Origin of the sequence: Herbiconiux sp. (genome assembly GCF_004297105.1) — a bacterium.
Lineage (GTDB): Bacteria > Actinomycetota > Actinomycetes > Actinomycetales > Microbacteriaceae > Herbiconiux.
The window spans coordinates 37,100-57,626 of record NZ_SCVE01000017.1; the positions used below are offsets into that span (position 1 = coordinate 37,100).

Below are 20,527 nucleotides of genomic sequence, written 5' to 3' on the forward strand. Positions count from 1 at the left end.
TGCGGCTCGCCGGTGCCGGCTACTTCATGTACTGGCCGACGTAGGAGTACTTGACGAAGACCTCGGCCGCGAGGCCCGCTTCGTCGAGCACGCCCTGCACGGCCGTGAGCATGTACTTCGAGTCCCAGCCCATGTAGAGGTAGTGCGTGTCGTCGAGCTGGTCCCAGTGGCCCGTCCAGGCCGGGGCTTCGTAGATGGGACCGCCGCGATGAGCGCTGAAGGCCACCACGTCGGTGCGGGAGTCGGCCCAGAGCCGCTTGAAGATGCGGTTGAAGAGGTACTTGATGTCGTAGACCTCCCAGTGCTCGCCGCGGTACTCCACGTACTCGAACTCACGCTCCCAGTTGCGCGGCCAGCCGCGGCGCTGGATGGCGTCGAGGATCGGGGTGAGACCGTCGTCATCGATGCCAGTGACCGACGGCCGGGCCCACACGCGCAGGAAGATCTCGGTGAGCCGCACGGTGCGCGCGGCGATCGCCGCCGTGCTCCAGGCATCGATGCCCGCGATCTCGTGGGTGATCGGCACCTCGCTCAGCGCGTAGAGCGTGCGTTTGGCCGGGAACGACTGGTCGAAGGCGCGGTCGGCCAGCGGGCGCTCCAACAGCGCCAGATTGCCCAGGGTCTCGGCGAGGGCGCGGTGGCTGTTCTGCTCGTCGTCGCTGTAGTCGGACCAGAGCCGGATGCCGTCGCCGCTCCAGGTGTCGCCGGGCGATGGCGGCACCACGTGCTCGACGTCGAGCACGCTCGGGTCGACGCCCGCGAGGCGGCCGAGCACATAGGAGGTGTGTGGGAGGTCGCTGAACTTCAGTCCCACCTTCACGCGCTCGTCGGAGGGGGTGATGCGCGACATCGCGTGCACGAGGTTCGCCGGCCCCTCCTCGCGGGCCCGGCAGAGCCGGGCCACGAGCCGCTCGTTGCCGAGGCCCACGACGGTGCGGCGCAGCTGCAGCGACTGCAGCTGTTCGAACACCTCGATCAGCGCTTCTTTCGTGACCTCGCCGCGCGCGAAGTCGAAGTACACCCGCATCGCGAGCGGGAACATGCCGCGGCCGAAGGTGCCGAGGAACGCGAGCTGGCGGGCGACCTGCGGATCGGGTTCGCGAGAGGGATCGAGCAGTGCGCTGTAGGCGGCGGAGTACTCCCGCCACTCGGCGGCCTGCGCGCGCAACGTGGTGAACTCCAGGCGGGGGAACTGCTGCCGGAATGCGTCGTAGACACCGCGTTCGCCCGTGACGGCCACCTCGCGGCCCGTGGTCATCACGAGGTAGTGCCGCCAGAAGCTCGCGATGAACTCGCCGGTGTTCTGCTCGATCGGCAGCCAGTATTCGTTCTCGATTTCGTTCTGCTCGTCGTGCGAGAGGCCCATCAGAACGTAGTTGTGGATGAGCTCGTGGTCGAGCAGCGGAGCGCCTGTGGAGTTGAGGCTCTCGAAGATCTGCTGGGCGTTGGCATGGGCGCCGAGCGTGATCGACACGTGCTCGAGCTTCTGCAGGCCGCGCCAGATGCGCGGCACCTCCTCGGCCCGGATCTGGCTGCGGAAGAAGGCGTAGTTGTCGTCGAAGCGCGAGTCGCGGAGCGCGGCATCGCCCTCGCGGCGGTCGAGCACCACGGCCTCGAAGACCTCGGCCCAAGCGCGGTGGGGGCGGAGCTTGGTGCGCGTGCTGTCGTTCTCGCGCACGAGTACCCGGGCGAGTTCGGCGTCGAGTTCGGCCAGGCCAGCGACATCCGGGTTCTGCCGCACCGTGTGGTGCAGGGCCGCGATGAGCAGCATCAGGGTGGTGATTCGCTGCTGGCCGTCGATGAGCACGAGGTCGGCGGCATCTGCTTCGCCCCCGGTGGGCGGGGCGGTGTTCGCGGTGGACAGGATCGAGCCGATGAAGTGGGTGTGGCCCGCATCCGTGTCGCCGACGGCGCGGATGTCGCCGAGCAGCTGTTCGCACCCGCCGATGTCCCAGCGGTACTGGCGTTGATAGACGGGTACCACGATCGTCGTCGCCGGAGCGGAGAGCCAGGCGATCGTGTTGACTGCGATCGCGTCGACATTCGTGGCACTGACCATGGGTTCTCGCTTCGCCTTTCGGGTCGCCGGAGGGACGCAGCCGCCGAGTCTAGCGGATGCGGCTGGCTGCCGAACGGGGTCCGCCGCCCGAGCGTGCCGGTTTGGTCGGGGAACCGGCGTGACCTTAGTCCCCTCTCAGCAGCTCGAATGTAGGCTTACCTAAGTTCGGACCTGTTAAAACGTGCTGGTCCACGACGAAAGGGCATGACTCACCTCATGGGTTACATCAAATCCGCCGCTCTCGAAGAGACCGGCTATGTGGTTCTCGACCGCTACAACAAGGTAATCGACCCCAAAGAATGGCTCGACATCGAGTACAACGACTGGAAGTCGTCGGGTGACACCCGCTTCGCTCCTCTCGCCAGTGCCTTCGGTGACATCGAGTGCAACGGGTTCTGGAACCACAAGCCGCCGCGCACCGACAAGGACGGCGTGTGGATCGACTCGCAGACCGCGATCGCTCCCACCCTCACCGAGCGCGCGCAGGAGCCCGGCGCCAACGTGGGTCGCTGCCGCGTGATCGAGCTGCAGCCCAACACCTACGCCGACTGCCTCTACAACCTCCACCAGGACGACAACAACCGTCTCAACCCCGACGGCACCGGCTGGGTGGTGCGCGGCTTCTTCAACCTCACCGACGACACCGACAGCTACTTCGTGCTGCGCGACAACCGCACCGACCCCGACGGTGAGGTGCGCATCGCCCTTCCCGCGGGCGCGCAGCTCGTGATCGACACGCAACGTCTGTGGCACGCCGCCGCCCACTACGGCACCGAGCCCCGCTACTGCCTCATCACCTCGTGGGAGTCGGGCCCCGAGCTCGACGCCTACATCGAGAAGTACAACGGCGTGAACCACGTCGAGAGCGTCGAGGTGCCCCAGGACGTGCTCGACGCCGGCCAGGCCGAGCAGACCCGCCGCATCGCCGCCCGTGCCGCCGCGCTCGCTGCGCGCGGTCAGGCCGAGAACGCGGTGATGAGCGAGGCGTAGGCCTTCTGTTCCGCCTGACGGATGCCCCGGTCGAGCTCTCGGCCGGGGCATCCGTCGTCTCAGGTCGCGCAATCCTGCCTCGGCTGTGCGAGGAAGGCCCATTCCTGCGGCCTGAGGCGAGTCTCTCCGGACTGAGCCGCGTCAGCAGCCGGCGCCGATGACCTCGGAGTCGACGGGCCAGCGGATGTCGAGCACGTCGCCCGGTTGCACGTTGAGCGGGTCGCTGCACGGGAAGTTGACGCGCACCACATCGATGGTCTGCAGTTTGAAGCGCGAGGCGATGGCGAGCACCTGGTCGTTCTGCATGACGGTGTAGGTGAACTCGTAGTCGTTGAGCTGGCTCGCGGGGCCCACGGCGAACTCCTGGGGGCCCGTGTCCTCGACCAGGGGCGTGTTGGCGGTGTTGCCCCCGTCGGTCTCGCCGCCCATCGCGTTCGGCGGTGTGGGCGGAGGCGGCGGCTCGGGCGTCGGCGTCTCGGTGGGGGTGGGAGTCGGCGTGGGAGTCGGCGTGGGCGTGGGGGTCGGTGTGGCCGTCGGCGTCGGCGTCTTGGTGGGAGCCTCGGCACCGCCGGTGCGGTCGGTGGGGGGCGTGCAGGCCGTGAGCACTGCGATCGTCAGTGCGACCACTGCCGCCAGTCGCACACCGCGGGAGAAATGCTGCACGTCGTCGACGCTAGCCCCCCGACCCTTGGGACTGCCACTCCCAAACCCGGGCGCGGGCATCCGCCGCCCGCGGTGGTACGTGCGTGCGTGCGTGGGCTGAGTTGCCACACGATGTGGCAACTCGGTTCGGAACGGATGCGCCGAGTTGCCGCTTCATGTGGCTTGGCGGGGCGAGTTGCCACATCATGTGGCAATTCGACGAGCGAGCGGACCGGTCAACCGCCTAAGAGCATTCTCATCGGCCGATCCGCCCGCCGGGCGGCCACGGCATCGATAATGAGCAGATGTCTCCACGCTCCCGGCCGGTGCGGCTCTCGGTGCGCGTGCGCATCCTGGCCACATTGCTGATCGTCGCGGGGCTGGGCATGGCGGTGGCCGGATCCACGGCCTATCTCGTGCAGCGCGACCGCGTGCTGACGTCGGTCGATGAGCGTCTGGTCGCGCTCGCGGGCGACGCCGCAGAAGTGGCCGCGGACTCGGGGAGTGCGGCATCCGCGACCCTCGACACCGTGATGACGGATGTCGTGCAGCGCGTGCGCCCCGGATCGAACGAGTCGGCCCTGGGCATCGTCGACGGCCGACCGGCGCTCTCGCCCGGCGGTACGGTGGCCTTCCGGCTCGACCGCGACCAGCAGCTGGTGGACCGGGTGGTTTCCGAGACCGCCGACGGCGAGGTGGTGCGCGGAACCCTGGCGACGCCCGGTGAGCGGGCTCTGCGCTACATCGCGGTGCCCATAGCGTCACCGTCCGTGCCGGGGCAGGCGGATGCCCGCACCGCCGTCTTCGTGATCGCCGTCGACGTGGCATCCGAGCTCGCGCCTCTGACCGACGCCTTCACGACCTACGCGGCCATCGCCGCACTCGCGCTCGCCGTGGTGGGGGTGGTGGGCTGGTTCGTGGCGGGCCGGCTACTGCGACCCATCCGCTCGCTCACCGCGGCCGCGACGCGTATCACGGCCTCCGATCTCGCCGAGCGCATCCCGGTCACGGGGCGCGACGACATCTCGCAGCTCACCGTCACCGTCAATGGGATGCTCGACCGCCTGGAGGTCGCCCTCACCGCCCAGCGGCAGCTGCTCGATGACGTGGGACACGAACTGAAGACGCCGGTCACGATCGTGCGGGGGCACCTCGAACTGATGGATGCGGGCGATCCGCTCGACGTGGCCACGACCCGCGAACTGGCGATCGATGAGCTCGACCGCATGAGCGGGCTCGTCTCCGACATCGCCCGCCTGGCCGAGGCCGGACGCCCGGGTGCCCTCGTGCGGGCGCCCGTCGACGTGGCCGAACTGACCGACCGCATCCGGGCGAAGGCGGTGGCGCTCGCCGATCGGCAGTGGGTGATCGTGGAGCGGGCCGAGGGTGTGGGCGTGCTCGACGCCGACCGCATCACCCAGGCGATGCTGCAGCTCGCCGCGAATGCGGTGTCGCATGGTTCGGCCACGTCGGCGGGAGGGGCTGCAGCCACGGTGACGGGAACGGGTGGGGCCGGCTCGGCGGGTGGGGCGGGCTCGAAGGGTATGGCCGGCTCGACGGGCGAGGCAGGCGGGCGGATCGAGCTGGGGAGCAACTGGGCCGCGGATGCATCCGGCGACCTGCGGCTCTGGGTGCGCGACTTCGGGCCCGGGGTTCCGCCGGATGCGCGCGTGCGGGTGTTCGAACGGTTCCAGCGCGGACCGGAGCACGGCCGGGGCAGCGGGGGATCGGGTCTCGGCCTGGCGATCGTGTCGAGCATCGCGGAGGCCCACGGCGGCCGCGTCGAGCTGGAGGCGCCGGTGGACGGGGGAGCGCTGTTCCGCATCGTGATCCCCGCGGCAGAGGGAAGGGAAGGTTCAGCATGACCGGCATCCTGATCGCGGAGGACGAGGAGCGCATCAGCTCCTTCATCGAGAAGGGCCTGAAGGCGGCCGGCTTTCAGGCGACCGTCGTGCGCACCGGCCCCGACGCTCTCGAGCTCGCGCGCACCGGTGTGTTCGACCTGGTGGTGCTCGACATCGGGCTGCCGGGACTCGACGGCCTCGAGGTCATGCGCCGACTCCGTGCAGAAGGGGCGAAGACCCCGGTGATCATCCTCACGGCCCGGAGTGCGGTGGAGGATGTGCTCGCGAGCCTCGAGGGCGGGGCGAACGACTACATGGCCAAGCCGTTCCGCTTCGACGAACTGCTGGCGCGCATCCGGTTGCGGCTGAACGATGCGTCGAGTGCGGTGGAGACGGTGCTCGCCGCCGGGGATCTCGAGCTGGATCTGCGGGGCCGGCGAGCGAGCGTGGAGGGGCGAACCGTCGACCTCTCGGCGCGGGAGTTCGCGCTGGCGGAGGAGCTGCTGCGGCATCAGGGCCAGGTGCTGAGCCGCGAGCAGCTGCTGAGCCGGGTGTGGGGGTTCGATTTCGATCCGGGATCGAACGTGGTCGACGTGTACGTGGGCTACCTGCGGCAGAAGTTCGGTGCAGCCCGCATCGAGACGGTGCGCGGGATGGGCTACCGCCTGGTCTGACGGGCCGTCCGCGGCGTGCCGCGCCTATCGGGTTGCCACATGTTGTGGCAACCCGCGCGGAGGTGCCACAAGAGGTGGCAACTCGGTGGGCGGGGCCTGTGGGGCTTCCCGTCGAGTTGCCACTAGTTGTTGGCTGGAGCTTCGTTTCCCACAAGATGTGGCAACCCGCGCGGAGGTGCCACAGGAGGTGGCAACTCGGTGTGCGGGCCTGTGGGGCTACCTGTCGAGTTGCCACTTGTTGTTGGCTGGAGCTTCGGGTTGCCACTTGTTGTGGCAACCCGCATGGAGGTGCCACAAGAGGTGACAACTCGGTGGGCGGGGCCTGTGGGGCTTCCCGTCGAGTTGCCACTAGTTGTTGGCTGGAGCTTCGGGTTTGCCACAAGATGTGGCAAACCGCGCGGAGGTGCCACAAGAGGTGGCAACTCGGTGGGCGGGGCCTGTGGGGCTACCTGTCGAGTTGCCACTAGTTGTTGGCTGGAGCCTCGGGTTGCCACAAGATGTGGCAACCCGAGGGAGGGCTACCGGTGGTTCGGGCCGTCGTCGTGGCCGCCGCGGCCGGAGTCGCTGGAGCCCGAGTCGCTTCCGCCTCCGCGGTGGCCCGAGTCATCGGTGCCGGTGTGGTGGCCCGAATCGTCGGTGGCCGTGTGGTGGCCTGAGTCGTCGGTGCCGGATGCATCCCGGCCGGTCCCGGCGCCGGGGTTGTCGTCGGGGTGCGGGTTGTCGTCCACCCCCGGGGCCGGGGGTGCCACCGGGGTGGGGCCGCCCGATGGCGCCACAGGCGCCGGCGCCGGCGCTGCAGGGGCTGCCGGATCGGTGGGGGCCGAGGGCAGAGGGGTCGGAGTCGCGGAGGCGTCGTCGTTGCCGGGTCGGAGTCCGCCCTTGTCGTCGACGACCGACGGAACCGGCGACGGCGTGCTCGACGAGCTGCCGGATGCGGGGAACGATGCAGCGGTTGCAGCGGCCACGCCCGCCCCGCCTGCCAGTACGACGGCGGCCACGGCGGCGGTGACGAGGACCTTGGATCGGGTTGTGCGGAGAACGGACATGATCATCCCTTGTTCGGGGCCGCACGCGCGGCGGCCGGTGATCGGCGGAATGCCTTGGATCAACCGTCCGTCCTGGCTCTAAGACCACGGGAAGCCCCGGATGAGAGGTCTCTTAGGCGGGAGGGGACGCGACTCAGTCGTGCCCGCTGCCCCCGCTGGTGCCCGATCCTCCGCTCGAGCCGCTGCCGCCCGATCCGCTTCCGCCCCCGCGATCGCCGCCGTGGTCGTCGACCGGCACCGGCGTCGGCGCGGGCACCTCGACGGGCCCGGCGGGCGTGGGCACCCCCGTCGGCTCGCCCGTGGCCGGTGGCGTCGGCGCCCCGGAGGTGGTGGGGGCGGTGGCTCCCGGCGACAGGATCACCGCGGGCACACCCACGGGCTGCCCCGCCTCATCCGGAACCGAACCGGCCGCGAGGAGCGCTCCTCCCGTCACCACGACGGCGGCGACCGCTGCGACAGCCCCGGCGGCGAGCCACCAGCGGCGCTTCGGAGTGGGCGAATCCATCGTCGTGTGCCGTTCTCTCGTCGTCCGCGTCTCGGACCGTGCATCCATTCTGCGCCGCCACGCCGCCTGAATGAGTGCCGCCTGATGAGAAAGCTCTTAGACGGATGCCGCCCGCTCCGACCCGCGCAGCACCAGACGCGTGGGCAGAACCGTCACGGCGGGTTCGGGAGCCGTGCCCGCGATACGGGCGAGCACCGCTTCGGCGGCGGCCTCGCCCATGCGCACCACGTCCTGCGCCACCACGGCGATCGCGGGGCGCACGAGCGTGGCCGACTCGAAGTCGTCGAAGCCGATCAACGGCAGGCGCTCGCCCGCGCGGGTGAAGGCCTCGATCGCACCGATCGATGACCGGTTGTTGGCCGCGAACACCGCATCGACGCGTCCCTCGCCGAGCAGCGAGCCCACGACGGATGCCGCTTCCGCCGCCGTGTGGGCGGTCGTGACCACGAGACGGTCGTCGTCGTCGCTCGGTGCGAGTGCTCTCCGGTAGCCCGCGAGCCGCTCGCGCATCGTGTAGAGCTCGAGCGAGTCGCCGAGGAAGAGCACGTTCCGGGCACCCTGCCGCACGAGCTCTCGGGTGGCCGCCTCGGCCCCGCCGGCGTTGTCGGCCAGGATCGTGTCGGCGCGGACCGCCGTCTCGGCGTCCGAAGTCGCTTCGCCCTCCTGCAACGGGCGGTCGATCGCCACGAGCGGCACCACGGAGGCGGACGGCGCGGCCCACCCACCCGTGTCCTGGCGCGGCGGCACCACGATCAAGCCGTCGACGCGCTGCGCGATGAGCCGGTCGACGAGGAGCCGGTGGCGTGCCGCATCCTCCTCCGAACTCACGGTCATGAGCAGGTAGCCGTTGGCGCTGCACACCCGCTCGACCGAGCGCGCGATCACCGACCAGTAGGGGTTCGCGAGATCGCTGATCACGAGCCCGATCACCTTCGCCGATCGCCCGGGCCGGATGCTCGCCGCCGCCAGGTTGTGCCGGTAGCCGAGCGAGACGATGGCATCGCGGATGCGCGCGGACAGCTCGGGGTCGATGTTCGTGGCGCCGTTCACGTGGCGTGACACAGTCTTGAGGCTCACGCCGGCTGCGGCGGCGACATCCTTCATCGTGGGCGGGCGAGAGGACATGTCGATCATTGTGGCCGTCGCCGTGACGTCCTGGCCGAAGGCTGGCCGAAGGGACTGCTGAGAGCTCGCGGTTCTCCGCGACGCCGGCCACCGAGCAGAAGCATCAGGCCTCCGCGAAGATCCCGGCCGCCAGAGGGAGGATGTCCGCCATCACCTCCGGGGTGGGGCGGCGGCCCGAGATGATGGCGGCGGCCGACGCGGATGCCACGTGCGCGGCCACCGTGGGCGACACCCCGTGCGAGAGCGCGAAGAGCAGCCCGGCGGTCGAGGCGTCGCCGGCGCCGTTGGTGGTGGCCACCCGCTCGAGCGGGAAGGGGCGCACGCGCAGGGAGATGTCGGCCCATTCCGCGGCGAGGGGGGCGAGCATCCGTCCCCCTCGGGAGAGGCGTTCAGCGCCCGCGGTGCGCAGGAGGAGGCCTTCGGAGCCCGCCGAGATCGCCACGACCGCAGCGCCCCAGGCCAGGAGCAGCTCGGCGTACTCGGCGGCGGCGCGTGCCGGCGGCATGGCGGCGACGTCGAATCCGGGTATGTCGCCGTGCCCCAGCACCGATCCGCCGAGGGCCGAGGTGAGGTCGTCGAGACTCGGGCTGATCACGTCGACGAACGGGAGGGTGCGCTGCAGGATGCCGGCCCAGTCGAGAGCTCCGACATCCGAGTCGGGGTCGACCACCGCGAGGTCGAGGGAGGTCGTCGCGCCCGCATCCCGCGCGCGGCGGAGCACGTTCTCGAGGGGCGCGCCGCCGTCGGCGACGATGCCCGGGAGGAGCGGCGGATAGCCGAGGTGCAGCAGGTCGGCGTCGCCGGTGTCGAGGTGCTCGCCCGTGAAGACGCTGTTGGCGCCGGTGTGGTGCCAGAAGGTGCGGTCGTGACCGGCGGGCTCGAGCACGAGGCTGTAGGAGGTGGCGAGCTGCGGAGAGATGTGCAGGTCGGCGCTGAGGCCCGGGTAGCGGGCGATGGTGTCGGCCACGATGCGGCCGAGCTCGTCGTCGCCGACGGTGGAGTGCACGCTGAGGGTGGCGCCGAGGTCGGCGAGGGCTGTGCCGGTGTTGGCCACGCAGCCGCCGAGCTTGATGCCGAGCGGGCCGATGCCGATGAGGCGGCCCGGGTCGAGGCGGGCGCCGGGGCCGAGTTCGGGGGTCAGGTCGAGGCAGATGTGTCCCGCCACCACGATGCGCGTCACGACAAGGTCTCCTCTGTGGAATCGAAGGTCTGTGAAATCGAAGCCGGGGATTCCGGCTAGACAACGTTGTCTCACTGGTATTACTGTGGCACATCGAGAGGGGTTCAGGAAACCCCGGAGCGGAATCCATCACCTCCGCGTTTGTCAGTCCGTGCCCGACCCCGTCACCACTCAGGAGCATCCGCAATGACGTTGTACCGCCTCAACCGCCTTTTCAATCCCACGTCCGGCCGGGCCCTCGACGTCGCCGTCGACCACGGATTCTTCGGGGAGCGCTCGTTCATCACGGGCATCGAGAACATGGACAAGGTGGTGCGCACCCTGGTCGAGGCCGGCCCCGATGCGGTTCAGCTCACCCTCGGGCAGGCTCGTCGCCTGCAGAGCTACCCCGGCAAGCAGAAGCCGGGTCTCGTTCTGCGCACCGACATCGCCAACGTCTACAACAACCCGCTCGACTCGGTGGTCTACAGCCACCACGTGCCGCACGCCGTCGAAGAGGCCGTGCGCCTCGACGCCGTGGCGCTCTGCGTGAACCTCATGGACCTGCCGGGTCACCCTGAGGTGCGGGAGGCCAACATCCGCTCGATCATGGCGCTGCGCAAGGAGGCCACACGCTACGGCATGCCCCTCATGGTGGAGCCGCTCGTGATGCAGGACAACGAGAAGGCGGGCGGTGGCTACATGGTGAACGGCGACATCGACAAGATCGTCACGCTCGTGCGCCAGGGCGTCGAACTCGGCGCCGACCTCATCAAGAGCGATCCGAGTGACGACATCAGCGAGTACGGCCGCGTGATCGAGGTCGCAGGCGACATCCCGGTGCTCGTCCGCGGCGGCGGACGTGTCGACGACCGCACGCTGCTCGAGCGCACGGTCGCGGTGCTGGATGCGGGCGCCAAGGGCATCGTGTACGGCCGCAATGTGGTGCAGCACGAGAACCCGGCCGGCATCACGGCCGCCCTGATGGCGGTGCTGCACGATGGCGCCGATGTCGACCAGGCCCTCACGATCCTCGCCGAGTCGGATGCAGCCCGTGCGGAGGTCTCCGCATGAGCGCCGCCCCCGCATCCGGTACCACCCTCGCTGCACCCGCGAAGGCCGAGACCGTCAACGTCGCCATCATCGGCGGCGGACTGATGGGACGCGAGATCGCGGCCGCCATCCAGCGCTGGCCCGCCCTCATCGACCACCCGGTGCGCCCCCGCCTCACCGCGGTGTGCGACATCAACCCCGCCGCTCTCGAGTGGTTCGACGAGATCGACACCGTGGTCACGAAGACCACCGACTACGCCGACCTCCTCACCGACGACAGCGTCGACGTGATCTACGTGGCCGTGCGCCACGACCTGCACGAGAAGATCTACAGCGACGTGATCGCCGCCGGCAAGAGTCTGCTGGCCGAGAAGCCGTTCGGCATCGACTCGGCGGCGGCGCAAGCCGTTCTCGGGGTCATGGCCGAGCATCCGGAGTCGTTCGTGCGCTGCTCGAGCGAGATGCCGTTCTTCCCCGGTGCGCAACTGGCCATCGACTACGTGAAGTCGGGCGCGCTCGGCACGATCGTGGAGGCGCGCAACAGCTTCCTGCACTCGAGCGACATCGATGTGAACAAGCCCATCAACTGGAAGCGCCAGACCCAGTTCTGCGGTGAGGCCGGCGTTCTCAACGACCTCGGCATGCATACCTGGCACGTGCCGCTACGCCTCGGCTGGAAGCCGGAGTCGGTCTACGGCGTGCTGCAGAACATCGTGCCGACGCGGCCGGGGCCGGATGGCACTCCCGTGCCGTGCGACACCTGGGACAACGCCGTGCTGCACGCCTGGTCGCGCCACGAGGGCGTCGCCTTCCCGCTCACGATCGAGACCAAGCGCATCGACCCGGGCCAGAAGAACACGTGGGAGTTCGAAGCCCTCGGGCTCGACGGTGGAGTGCGTTTCAGCACGAAGAACCCGAAGTCGGTCGAGGTGTTCACCTGGGCGGTCATTCCCGGTGGCGGACGCGAGCAGATCTGGCAGCAGATCGATGCGGGCAGCCAGTCGGTGTGGCCCACCGTGACCGGGCCGAACTTCGAGTCGGGCTTCTCCGACTCGATCCTGCAGATGTGGGCGGTGTTCCTGGCCGAGCGGCACGGTTCTCTCGGAGACCGCTTCGGCGCTGCACGCCCCGAGGAGGCGGCGCTCACGCACGAGATCTACCGGGCCGCCATCCTCTCGAACGAGGAGCACCGCGCGGTCGCCCTGTAGCCCGCCCGCTCCCGCTCCCCGGTGCGTGTCGTGCGACATCCGTCAGTATTTGCGCGTTGTTGCCTGTTTTCGCGCCAAAACTGACGGATGTGCGGTGGGTGCTGTGCGAGATCCGTCAGTATTTGCGCGTTGTTGCCTGTTTTCGAACAAAAAGTGACGGATGTGCGGCGCCGGCGAGCGGGCGGGCGCGCGCTCAGACCGGGGTGCGACAGGACTCGCGCTCGATGAGGGTCACGGGCAGCACGGTGCGGCGGCGCAGCCGGCGCTCGGGGTGCGCGGCGCGCTCCACCAGCCGTTCGGCAGCGAGCCGCCCGAGGGCCGCGGGGTCGTGCGCCACCACCGTGATCGACGGCGTCAGCACATCCGCCAGCGGGAAGTCGCCGAAGCCCACCAGGGGGAGCGGATGCGCCTTCAGCGCCGGCACCGCGGCCATCGTGCAGCGGGCGTCCGCCGAGAAGACGGCCGTCGCACCGTCGGGTCGGGCGAGCGCCTCCAGCGCCGCGGCGGCAACGGGCCGCGTGGTCGCTCCGAAGTGCACCAGCGAGGCATCGAACGGGAGCCCCGCGTCGGCGAGCGCCGACCGGTAGCCCTCGAGCCGCTCCACGATCGTGGGAGTATCGGCCGACTCCGCCAGGAACCCGATGCGGGTGTGCCCGTGCCCGATCAGGTGGGTAGTCGCGGAGTGGGCGCCACCGCGGTCGTCGTGGATGAAGGTGTCGGCCACGAGCCGGCCCGGCGCGCGGTCGACGAAAGCGATCGGAATGCGCGCCGCCCACGGCTCGAGGTAGGCGTGGTCGGTGGTGGTGGGTGCCACCACCAGCCCCGACAGCTGGCGTCGCAGCACCGATTCGAGCACCGCCCGTTCGCGGGCCGGATCGTGCCCGAGGCTGATCACGAGGGTCGAGAGGTCTTCGGCCAGCGCCCGCTCCTCGACGGCGTTCACGATCGCGGCGAAGAACGGATCGACGATGTCGGGAACGGCCACCCCGACCACCGGGGAGCGACCCGAACGGAAGGTGGTGGCCAGCGCGTTCGGAACGTAGGCGAGCTCCTGCATCGACTCCTCGACCCGCAGTCGCGTCTCTGGAGAGACGTGCGGGTCGTCGTTGAGCACCCGCGACACGGTCTTCGGGCTCACGCCCGCCGCGACCGCGACCTCGCGCATCGTCGCCATGTCGTCTCCAGACGGTCGTGATGAGCAGGAACAGGAAAGAGCAGAACGACGGATGCCGCCCACCCGACGCCCCGGGCAACCGGAGCAGGCGGCATCCGGAGTCGTCAGCGGGCGGTGAAGCCGCCGTCGATCGGCAGCGAGACGCCCGAGATCATGCTGGCGGCGTCGCTCAGGAGGAACACGACGGGTGCCGCGATCTCGTCTTCGGTGGCCCAGCGGCCGAGCGGCATCGCCTCGAGGAAAGGACCGGCGATCTCGGGGCGACCCCAGTACCAGGCCGACATCGGGGTCATGATCACGGTCGGGTTCACGCTGTTCACGCGGATGCCGTACTGGCCGAGCTCCAGCGCCGAGACGCGGGTGATGTTGTCGAGCGCGGCCTTCGACGAGCCGTAGGAGATGTGACCCACGAGCGCCACGAGACCGGCCTGGCTGGAGATGTTGACGATCGAGCCGCCCTTCTCCTGGCGGATCATCTCGCGCGAGGCGTACTTGGTGACGAGCAGGGAGCCGCGGGCGTTGATGCTGATGACCTTGTCGAACACGTCGATGTCGGTGTCCATCGGGGTGGCGATCTCGCCGCCGTAGCCGCCCGAGTTCACGACACCCCAGATGTCGCGGCCCTCGATGGCGTCGCGGATGGCGTCTTCGCTCTCGAGATCGAAGGGAAGCGGGGTGGCGCCGGTCTCGGCGGCCACCTTCTCGAGCTGCTCGGCGTTGCGGCCGGCGGCGAGCACGGTGGCATTGGCCTCGACGAGGTGGCGCACGGTGGCGCCGCCGATGCCACCGGATGCGCCGGTGACGAGGATGGTGCGGCCGTTGAAGTCAGTCATGGGTTCTTCCGTTCGGATGAGGGACGGCGCAGCATCGCGGCGTCGTGGGGCGGCACCATCCTAACTGCGGAATCCCGCGGATGACACCTGTGTCATGAAAATCTGTGACACCGGTGTCACGCAGGTTGACACGAGGCATCACGGATGCGTACCGTTGGCGCGGCGGACCGCTCTGGCCGGCCACAGCACGGCCCGTCGATGGCGACCCAGGAGGAGAGCGTGGACAGCGTGAGTGATGAGCAGCCCGAGGCGCGCCCGGTCGAACTGGATGAGCTGGTGGAACGGTGCCGTCGTCTCATCTCGACGGGGGAGCGCCGCATCCTCGGTATCGTCGGTACGCCCGGCGCCGGCAAATCGACCCTCTGCGCCGCGCTGATCGCGGAGCTCGGCGGCGACGCGGTGCTCGTGGGCCACGACGGTTTCCACTTCGCCAACCAGGAGCTCGAGCGGCTCGGCCGACGCGAGCGCAAGGGCGCCCCCGACACCTTCGACGTCGACGGCTACGTCGCCCTGCTCGGCCGTCTGGCGCGCGCGGATGCCCCCGTCGTGTACGCCCCCGTCTTCGACAGGGCGCTCGAGGAGTCGATCGGCAGTGCCGTTCCCGTCGACTCCCGTATCCCGCTGGTGATCACCGAGGGCAACTACCTCTTGAGCGACGAGCACGGCTGGGGTGCGGTGCGGGAGCACCTCGCCGAGTCGTGGTACCTCGACGTGGCTCCGGATGTGCGGCACGACCGGCTGGTTCGCCGCCGCATCTCGTTCGGCCACGCAGCCGATGCCTCGGAGGACTGGGTGAGCGGCGTCGACGAGAAGAACGCCGAGTTCGTCGATGCCACCCGCACGAACGCCGACCACCTGATCCACCTCACGACCGTGCTCTGAGCGGACGCCCACCGTCTCACCGTCTGCCCGTCTCACCGTCTGCCCGCCCTCACCATCCGCCCCGCCTCACCCCCTCACTGGAGAGAACGATGACCGACCTCACCGCCCACACCCTGGGCTCCCTCGACCCGTCCGTCGCGGTGCCCTCCTACGACCGGGATGCCGTCACTCCTGGCGTGGTGCACTTCGGCGTCGGCGCCTTCCACCGCGCGCACGAGGCGATGTACCTCGACCGCATCCTCGCGGCCGGGGCCACCGACTGGGGCCTCACCGGCGTCGGCACGCTCGCCGGCGACGCCGCGATGCGCGACGCGCTCACCGCGCAGAACGAGCTCTACACCCTCGTCACTACCGCCCCTTCCGGCGACGTCGAAGCGCGCGTGATCGGTTCGATCGTGAACTACGTCTTCGCCCCCGAGCATCCGGATGCCGTGCTCGCCGCCCTCGCCGATCCCGCCACCCGCATCGCCTCGCTCACCATCACCGAGGGCGGCTACGGCATCAACGACGCCACCGGTGCCTTCGAGCCGCGCGACCCGGCCACCCTCGCCGATCTCGAAGGGCTGCCGCAGGGCGCTCTGCCCACGAGCGCGCTCGGCTTCCTCGCCGTGGGCCTCCGCGCCCGGCGCGATGCGGGGCAGGTGCCGTTCACGGTGATGTCGTGTGACAACATCCAGGGCAACGGCAGGGTCGCCCGCGCGGCCGTGCGGGCGTTCGCCGAGCGCATCGACCCCGAGCTGGCTACCTGGATCGCAGCCGAGGTGAGCTTCCCGAACTCGATGGTCGATCGCATCACGCCCGCCACGACCGACGAGGCACGGGCTCGGGTGGCGCGCGACTTCGGCATCGACGACCGCTGGCCGGTGCTCTCCGAGTCCTACGTTCAGTGGGTTCTCGAAGACGACTTCACCGCGGGCCGGCCCGCGTTCGACGAGGTCGGAGTGCAGCTCGTGCCCGACGTGGAACCTTATGAGCTCATGAAGCTGCGGCTGCTCAACGCCTCGCACCAGGCGATGAGCTACCTCGGGCTGCTCTCGGGCGCCGTGTACGTGCACGAGGTCTGTCGGGATGACCTCTTCGCCGAATTCCTGCTCGGCTACATGAACGAGGAGGCCCGCCCCACGCTCGACCCCGTGCCGGGCGTGGGCCTCGACGACTACTGCGCCCAGCTCATGCAGCGGTTCGGCAGCGAGGCCATCAAGGACACGCTCATGCGGCAGATCGTCGACGGCTCCGACCGTATTCCGAAGTTCCTGCTGCCCGTCGTGCGCGAGCAGCTGCGCACCGGAGGCGCCATCGGTCGCTCGGCACTCGTGCTGGCGGCCTGGAGCCGCTTCATCGAGGGCGTGGCCGATGACGGCAGCGCTCTCGAGCCGGTCGACAAGCGCCTCGACGAGCTGCGTGCGGCCGTGGCGGCCGAGGCGGATGCCCCGGGCGCCTTCCTCGACTACGCCCCGGTCTTCGGTGACCTCGGCACCGACGAGCGTCTGCGCACCGCCTTCGTGGCCGCCCGCGCGCAGCTCGCCGCGCTGGGCGCCCGCGGTGCCCTGGAGGCCCTCCGCGGCTGACGGCAGCCCGGCTGCCCGCCGTATCGCATAAGAAAACGGGGGTTCGTCGACACTATGTCGATATGACCCCGTTTTCTTATGCGGTTCGGCAGCCACCGGCCGGTGGGCACTGCACCAATCGGTCCGAGCGGGAGGCTGTCCATCGCATCCGGAACGGCGGAAGTCGGAGCGAACGACGGAGCGGCCGTCCTTCGTTTCCGCGATTTGGCCACAACCCCGTCGTTTCGGGAGGCATGCGGGCGGGGCCGCGGGGCTCAGGCCGGCGCGAGGCGGAAGCCGCCGCCCGGCTGCGGCACCACGCGCAGCTGGTACAGTCCGTCGACCACGAGGTCGGCGTCGAGCTCGTCGGCATCGTGCGTTCCCGCGATGCCGACGGTGGCGCACCCCGCGGCCTTCGCTGCGGCCAGGCCCGCCGGTGCGTCTTCGAACACCACGCAGTCGGCCGGGTCGAGCCCCAGTCGGGCGGCCGCGGTGAGGAACGGCTCCGGATGCGGCTTGCCGTTCGTGACGTCGTCGAACGTCACGAACACCGACGGTGCCGACAGGCCGGCGGCACCCACGCGGTTTCCGGCGATCAGCCGGGTGCCGCTCGTGACGATCGCGCGCGACGAATCGGGCAGCGAACCGAGCAGATCGGCGGCACCGTGCAGCGCGACCACATCGTCGAGTTCGGCGGCCTCGATCTCGATCACGCGCCGCAGTGCCTCGTCGGCCAGCTCGGCGGGAAACAGCGCCGCGATCACCTTGGCGGCGGGCTGTCCGTGTCCGGCGGCCACCAGGTCGAGCTCGAGGCCGAACTCGCGGCCGAGCTGCTGCCACGCGCGGTTCACGGCGGGTGTGGAGTCGATGAGCGTGCCGTCGAGGTCGAACAGGCCTCCGGCGAAGGTGCGCCCGAAGACGGGGGAGTCGGTGGGGAGTGGGCGCCCGAGCCCGAGGCTGCGCCGCACGGTGGCGAGCTGTTGGGTGGTGGAGAGCGAGGCATCCACCACGATGTGGGGCACGAGGGGTGCGCTGTCGGCCGGCGGGTCGACCACGTGGGCATCGCGATCGGCCGAGCGGATGCGTCGCCGTTCGGCGAGAAGTTCGGGCGTGGCCCGCAGCCACACCACGACCGGGGGCTCACCGGTCGCCTCCACGAGCTGCTCCCACTCGGCACCGCCGGTGAGCTCGGCGGTGAAGGGCGCGACCAGAACGGCATCGAGGCCGACCGCCGCCTGATCGGCCACGGCGGCCCGCAGTGCCGCATAGCGGGCGGGCCGCACGAGGGGCCGTAGCGCGGGGTCGTTCCAGTGCGCCCCGCCGGCGAGCTCGGCACCGAGGCCTTCCAGCAGGGGGTTGGTGAGCGTGTCGAGGTCGAGGAACGCGGCCCCGAGCGAACGGGCCAGTTCGAGGCCCAGGGTGCTCTTGCCGCTCCCGGCGGCACCCGTGACGACGATGTTCATGCGACTCCCGGAGATGCTGGATCCGAGTTACCGAATCGAGATGTAGTGACGACTTGACAACGTTGTCGTCGTGCGTCCAGTATAGGCGGACGAAGGAACAAGGGCGTCCGAGCCGCGGCCGCCCTGACGAAATGACAACGCTGTCAAAGGAGGTGGCGAAGATGCCCCACACCGCACCCGCTCGCACCACCGCCCCGGCAGCGTCCGTCGGCATCCACATCGGAGCCCGCGCATGAGCCGCCGCCCCGGAATCAAGGATGTCGCGGCCAGCGCCGGCGTCAGCATCAAGACCGTGTCCCGCGTGGTGAACGAGGAGATGGCGGTGCACCCCGAGACCCGGGCGCGCGTGCTCCACGCCATCCAGGCGCTCGGCTACGTGCCCAACACCGCCGCCCGCTCGCTCAAGTCGGGCACCAACGGCGCCATCGGCATCGTCATCGACTCCCTCGCCGACACCTTCTTCGCCGCTCTCGTGAGCGCCATCGAGCGCCGCGCGCTGGCCGAGGGCCTGAGCGTTCTCGTGGCCTCCACGAACCTCGACCCCGAGCGCGAGCGCGAGCTGCTGCTCAGCTTCGTGGCAGGGCACCAGGTCGCCGGCGTGATCTTCGCCCCTGTGGCGGCCGAACACCCCTACCTCGCCCCGTTCCGCAGCTCGACGCCGCTCGTCGCCGTCGACCGCTCGCGCGCCGGTATCGACAGCGTGGTGGTCGACGACCGCGGATCGGCCGCCCTCGCGGTGCAGCAGCTGGTCGACCTCGGTCACCGCCGCATCGCGTTCTTCGACCAGGACGAGCGGTTCTCCACCATCCACCGCCGCATGTCGGGATACCTCGACGTGCTGAACGCCGCCGACATCGACTTCGACTCCGAGCTCGTGGCCGTGAACATCGACGGGAGCCTCGACTACCGCAGCGAGATCGACCGGGTGCTCGGGCTCGACGACCCGGCCACCGCGTTCTTCGCCTCCAACGCGCGCGCCGCCATCGAGCTCACCACGGTGCTGCACCGCACCGGCCGGCAGCACACCCCGATGATCTCGTTCGGCGACTTCTCGTTCGCCGATGTGATCCAGCCCGGTGTGAGCTGCATCGACCAGGATCCCTTCCTCATCGGCAACGCCGCGATCGAGCGCCTGCTCGCCCTGCGTGAATCACCGTCTGCCGAGCCCCAGGAGTGGATCGTGCCGACCGCGCTGCTGCAGCGCGGCTCGGGCGAGGTCGCGCCATTCCGATCCGCTGTCCCGCTGCCCGCCCTTGCCGAAGGAGGCTCCCGATGAAACCGGTCGCACTGGCCCCCAATCTGATCGACCACTTCTACCTCGGCGGAGACCGCATCGCGGCACTCCGCGGTATCGAGCAGACTTCCGACCACCAGCCAGAGGAGTGGCTCGCCGCCACCGTCTCGCGCGCCGACGAGGGCGACATCGGCCTCGCGAAGACCGAAGACGGAGCGCTGCTGCGCGACCTGGTGGTGGCCGACCCCGCCGCCTGGGTGGGTCCGGACCATGCGGATGCGGCATCCGCCTCCGACACCGGCATCCTCGTGAAGCTGCTCGACGCCGGCCAGCGCCTGCCTGTGCACGTGCACCCGAACCGCGCCTTCGCCACGAGCCACCTCGACTGCCCGTACGGCAAGACCGAGGCCTGGTTCGTGCTCGAGGCGAAGCCCGGATCGGCGTTCCACGTGGGCTGGAAGGAGCCCGTCGACCGCGACGAGCTCGACCGCCGCCGTGACGCTCAGGACTCCGAGTGGATGCTCTCGCGGATGAACCGCATCGAGGCCACCCGCGGCATGGGCGTTCTGATTCCCGCCGGGACCGTGCACGCCATCGACGGCGGCATCTTCGTGGCCGAGGTGCAGGAGCCCACCGACTTCTCCATCGTGCTCGAGTGGTCGGTCACCACGTCGACCCGCGAGGAATCGCACCTCGGGCTCGGATTCGACGCCGTGATGCCCGCCGTCTCGACGGATGCCCTCACCCCCGAGCAGCTCGCCGCTCTCATCACCCACGGCGACCTCGACGCCCGCGGCGATTCGGCGTCGAGCCTTCTGGCGCCGGCCGCAGACCCCTACTTCCGGGTGATCCATGCGGCGCCGCTGTCCGGCGGGTCGGCGTCGATCGGCGCCGGATTCGCCGTGGCCGTGGTGCTCGAGGGGGAGGGATCCCTCGTCGGCGACGGCGAGATCGCCTACCGCTCCGGCCAGGTCTTCGCGGTGCCGGCCTCCTTCGGCGACTGGGAGGTGCGCGGCTCGGGGAGTCTCCTCGTAGCGACGCCCGGCGTCGGCTGGCCTCGATCGCTCCGAGCAGGAGGGGTCGTATGAC

The 20,527-nt window shown here is 70.0% G+C and carries 18 protein-coding genes; 9 read left to right on the forward strand and 9 right to left on the reverse strand.

Going from position 1 to position 20,527, the window contains the following annotated elements:
• Positions 1–19: 19 nt before the first annotated feature.
• Positions 20–2,059: a DUF262 domain-containing protein gene (locus EPO52_RS13475; RefSeq protein WP_290807320.1), complete on the reverse strand. Its 2,040-nt coding sequence runs from the start codon at positions 2,057–2,059 to the stop codon at positions 20–22.
• A gap of 216 nt (positions 2,060–2,275) precedes the next feature.
• On the opposite strand from EPO52_RS13475, the gene EPO52_RS13480 reads away from it, so the two are divergent.
• Positions 2,276–3,049 carry a hypothetical protein gene (locus EPO52_RS13480; RefSeq protein ID WP_290807331.1) on the forward strand — a complete coding sequence of 258 codons (774 nt, stop codon included), beginning with the start codon at positions 2,276–2,278 and terminating at the stop codon, positions 3,047–3,049.
• Between the two features lie 141 nt (positions 3,050–3,190).
• Here the strand turns inward: EPO52_RS13480 and EPO52_RS13485 are convergent, their stop codons facing one another.
• A complete protein-coding gene (locus EPO52_RS13485; RefSeq protein WP_290807333.1) occupies positions 3,191–3,712 on the reverse strand; it encodes a hypothetical protein in 522 nt (173 codons plus the stop codon).
• A gap of 284 nt (positions 3,713–3,996) precedes the next feature.
• On the opposite strand from EPO52_RS13485, the gene EPO52_RS13490 reads away from it, so the two are divergent.
• Together EPO52_RS13490 and EPO52_RS13495 are read left to right on the forward strand one after the other, a co-directional pair.
• The gene (locus EPO52_RS13490) at positions 3,997–5,556 is read left to right on the forward strand and encodes a HAMP domain-containing sensor histidine kinase (protein ID WP_290807335.1); all 1,560 of its coding nucleotides are present in this window, start codon (positions 3,997–3,999) and stop codon (positions 5,554–5,556) included.
• Entirely contained in the window at positions 5,553–6,209 is a 657-nt protein-coding gene (locus EPO52_RS13495; protein ID WP_290807337.1) for a response regulator transcription factor, read from the forward strand. The genes EPO52_RS13490 and EPO52_RS13495 overlap by 4 nt, the downstream gene beginning before the upstream one ends.
• A 518-nt stretch (positions 6,210–6,727) precedes the next feature.
• Here the strand turns inward: EPO52_RS13495 and EPO52_RS13500 are convergent.
• From EPO52_RS13500 to EPO52_RS13515, 4 genes are all read right to left on the reverse strand, one after another.
• Complete coding sequence (locus EPO52_RS13500) at positions 6,728–7,255, reverse strand: hypothetical protein (RefSeq protein WP_290807339.1); 528 nt, start codon at positions 7,253–7,255, stop codon at positions 6,728–6,730.
• A gap of 133 nt (positions 7,256–7,388) precedes the next feature.
• Entirely contained in the window at positions 7,389–7,760 is a 372-nt protein-coding gene (locus EPO52_RS13505) for a hypothetical protein (protein WP_290807341.1), read from the reverse strand.
• A gap of 96 nt (positions 7,761–7,856) precedes the next feature.
• Positions 7,857–8,885, reverse strand: a complete 1,029-nt coding sequence (locus tag EPO52_RS13510) for a LacI family DNA-binding transcriptional regulator (RefSeq protein ID WP_290807343.1) — start codon at positions 8,883–8,885, stop codon at positions 7,857–7,859.
• 103 nt (positions 8,886–8,988) lie between these two features.
• Positions 8,989–10,065, reverse strand: a complete 1,077-nt coding sequence (locus EPO52_RS13515; protein ID WP_290807345.1) for a PfkB family carbohydrate kinase — start codon at positions 10,063–10,065, stop codon at positions 8,989–8,991.
• A 186-nt stretch (positions 10,066–10,251) separates the two neighbouring features.
• Between EPO52_RS13515 and EPO52_RS13520 the strand changes: the two genes are divergently transcribed.
• Positions 10,252–11,118: an aldolase gene (locus EPO52_RS13520; RefSeq protein ID WP_290807348.1), complete on the forward strand. Its 867-nt coding sequence runs from the start codon at positions 10,252–10,254 to the stop codon at positions 11,116–11,118.
• Positions 11,115–12,305, forward strand: coding sequence for a Gfo/Idh/MocA family oxidoreductase (locus EPO52_RS13525; RefSeq protein WP_290807350.1), 1,191 nt, complete (start codon positions 11,115–11,117; stop codon positions 12,303–12,305). Before EPO52_RS13520 ends, EPO52_RS13525 begins: the two co-directional genes overlap by 4 nt.
• A gap of 193 nt (positions 12,306–12,498) precedes the next feature.
• Here EPO52_RS13525 and EPO52_RS13530 read toward each other — a convergent pair whose 3' ends face one another.
• Together EPO52_RS13530 and EPO52_RS13535 are read right to left on the reverse strand one after the other, a co-directional pair.
• Positions 12,499–13,479 carry a LacI family DNA-binding transcriptional regulator gene (locus EPO52_RS13530; protein WP_290807352.1) on the reverse strand — a complete coding sequence of 327 codons (981 nt, stop codon included), beginning with the start codon at positions 13,477–13,479 and terminating at the stop codon, positions 12,499–12,501.
• A gap of 104 nt (positions 13,480–13,583) precedes the next feature.
• Positions 13,584–14,312, reverse strand: a complete 729-nt coding sequence (locus tag EPO52_RS13535; RefSeq protein WP_290807354.1) for an SDR family oxidoreductase — start codon at positions 14,310–14,312, stop codon at positions 13,584–13,586.
• Positions 14,313–14,531: 219 nt separating this feature from the next.
• Here EPO52_RS13535 and EPO52_RS13540 point away from each other — a divergent pair, with 219 nt between their 5' ends.
• Together EPO52_RS13540 and EPO52_RS13545 are read left to right on the forward strand one after the other, a co-directional pair.
• Positions 14,532–15,194, forward strand: a complete 663-nt coding sequence (locus EPO52_RS13540; protein WP_290807356.1) for a nucleoside/nucleotide kinase family protein — start codon at positions 14,532–14,534, stop codon at positions 15,192–15,194.
• 89 nt (positions 15,195–15,283) lie between these two features.
• Entirely contained in the window at positions 15,284–16,762 is a 1,479-nt protein-coding gene (locus tag EPO52_RS13545) for a mannitol dehydrogenase family protein (protein ID WP_290807358.1), read from the forward strand.
• A 254-nt stretch (positions 16,763–17,016) separates the two neighbouring features.
• Here the strand turns inward: EPO52_RS13545 and EPO52_RS13550 are convergent, their stop codons facing one another.
• The gene (locus tag EPO52_RS13550; protein WP_290807360.1) at positions 17,017–18,204 is read right to left on the reverse strand and encodes an HAD-IA family hydrolase; all 1,188 of its coding nucleotides are present in this window, start codon (positions 18,202–18,204) and stop codon (positions 17,017–17,019) included.
• A gap of 232 nt (positions 18,205–18,436) precedes the next feature.
• Here EPO52_RS13550 and EPO52_RS13555 point away from each other — a divergent pair, with 232 nt between their 5' ends.
• Positions 18,437–19,480: a LacI family DNA-binding transcriptional regulator gene (locus tag EPO52_RS13555; RefSeq protein WP_290807362.1), complete on the forward strand. Its 1,044-nt coding sequence runs from the start codon at positions 18,437–18,439 to the stop codon at positions 19,478–19,480.
• Positions 19,477–20,526: a hypothetical protein gene (locus EPO52_RS13560; RefSeq protein ID WP_290807364.1), complete on the forward strand. Its 1,050-nt coding sequence runs from the start codon at positions 19,477–19,479 to the stop codon at positions 20,524–20,526. The genes EPO52_RS13555 and EPO52_RS13560 overlap by 4 nt, the downstream gene beginning before the upstream one ends.
• The last annotated feature ends 1 nt before the right edge of the window (position 20,527 follow it).

Excerpts from the sequence above, each read along its gene's own strand:
- EPO52_RS13475 (WP_290807320.1), bottom strand. The coding sequence starts at position 2,059 with ATGGTCAGTGCCACGAATGTCGACGCGATCGCAGTCAACACGATCGCC.
- EPO52_RS13480 (WP_290807331.1), top strand. The coding sequence starts at position 2,276 with ATGGGTTACATCAAATCCGCCGCTCTCGAAGAGACCGGCTATGTGGTT.
- EPO52_RS13490 (WP_290807335.1), top strand. The coding sequence starts at position 3,997 with ATGTCTCCACGCTCCCGGCCGGTGCGGCTCTCGGTGCGCGTGCGCATC.
- EPO52_RS13495 (WP_290807337.1), top strand. The coding sequence starts at position 5,553 with ATGACCGGCATCCTGATCGCGGAGGACGAGGAGCGCATCAGCTCCTTC.
- EPO52_RS13500 (WP_290807339.1), bottom strand. The coding sequence starts at position 7,255 with ATGTCCGTTCTCCGCACAACCCGATCCAAGGTCCTCGTCACCGCCGCC.
- EPO52_RS13505 (WP_290807341.1), bottom strand. The coding sequence starts at position 7,760 with ATGGATTCGCCCACTCCGAAGCGCCGCTGGTGGCTCGCCGCCGGGGCT.
- EPO52_RS13510 (WP_290807343.1), bottom strand. The coding sequence starts at position 8,885 with ATGTCCTCTCGCCCGCCCACGATGAAGGATGTCGCCGCCGCAGCCGGC.
- EPO52_RS13520 (WP_290807348.1), top strand. The coding sequence starts at position 10,252 with ATGACGTTGTACCGCCTCAACCGCCTTTTCAATCCCACGTCCGGCCGG.
- EPO52_RS13525 (WP_290807350.1), top strand. The coding sequence starts at position 11,115 with ATGAGCGCCGCCCCCGCATCCGGTACCACCCTCGCTGCACCCGCGAAG.
- EPO52_RS13530 (WP_290807352.1), bottom strand. The coding sequence starts at position 13,479 with ATGGCGACGATGCGCGAGGTCGCGGTCGCGGCGGGCGTGAGCCCGAAG.
- EPO52_RS13535 (WP_290807354.1), bottom strand. The coding sequence starts at position 14,312 with ATGACTGACTTCAACGGCCGCACCATCCTCGTCACCGGCGCATCCGGT.
- EPO52_RS13545 (WP_290807358.1), top strand. The coding sequence starts at position 15,284 with ATGACCGACCTCACCGCCCACACCCTGGGCTCCCTCGACCCGTCCGTC.
- EPO52_RS13550 (WP_290807360.1), bottom strand. The coding sequence starts at position 18,204 with ATGAACATCGTCGTCACGGGTGCCGCCGGGAGCGGCAAGAGCACCCTG.
- EPO52_RS13555 (WP_290807362.1), top strand. The coding sequence starts at position 18,437 with ATGAGCCGCCGCCCCGGAATCAAGGATGTCGCGGCCAGCGCCGGCGTC.
- EPO52_RS13560 (WP_290807364.1), top strand. The coding sequence starts at position 19,477 with ATGAAACCGGTCGCACTGGCCCCCAATCTGATCGACCACTTCTACCTC.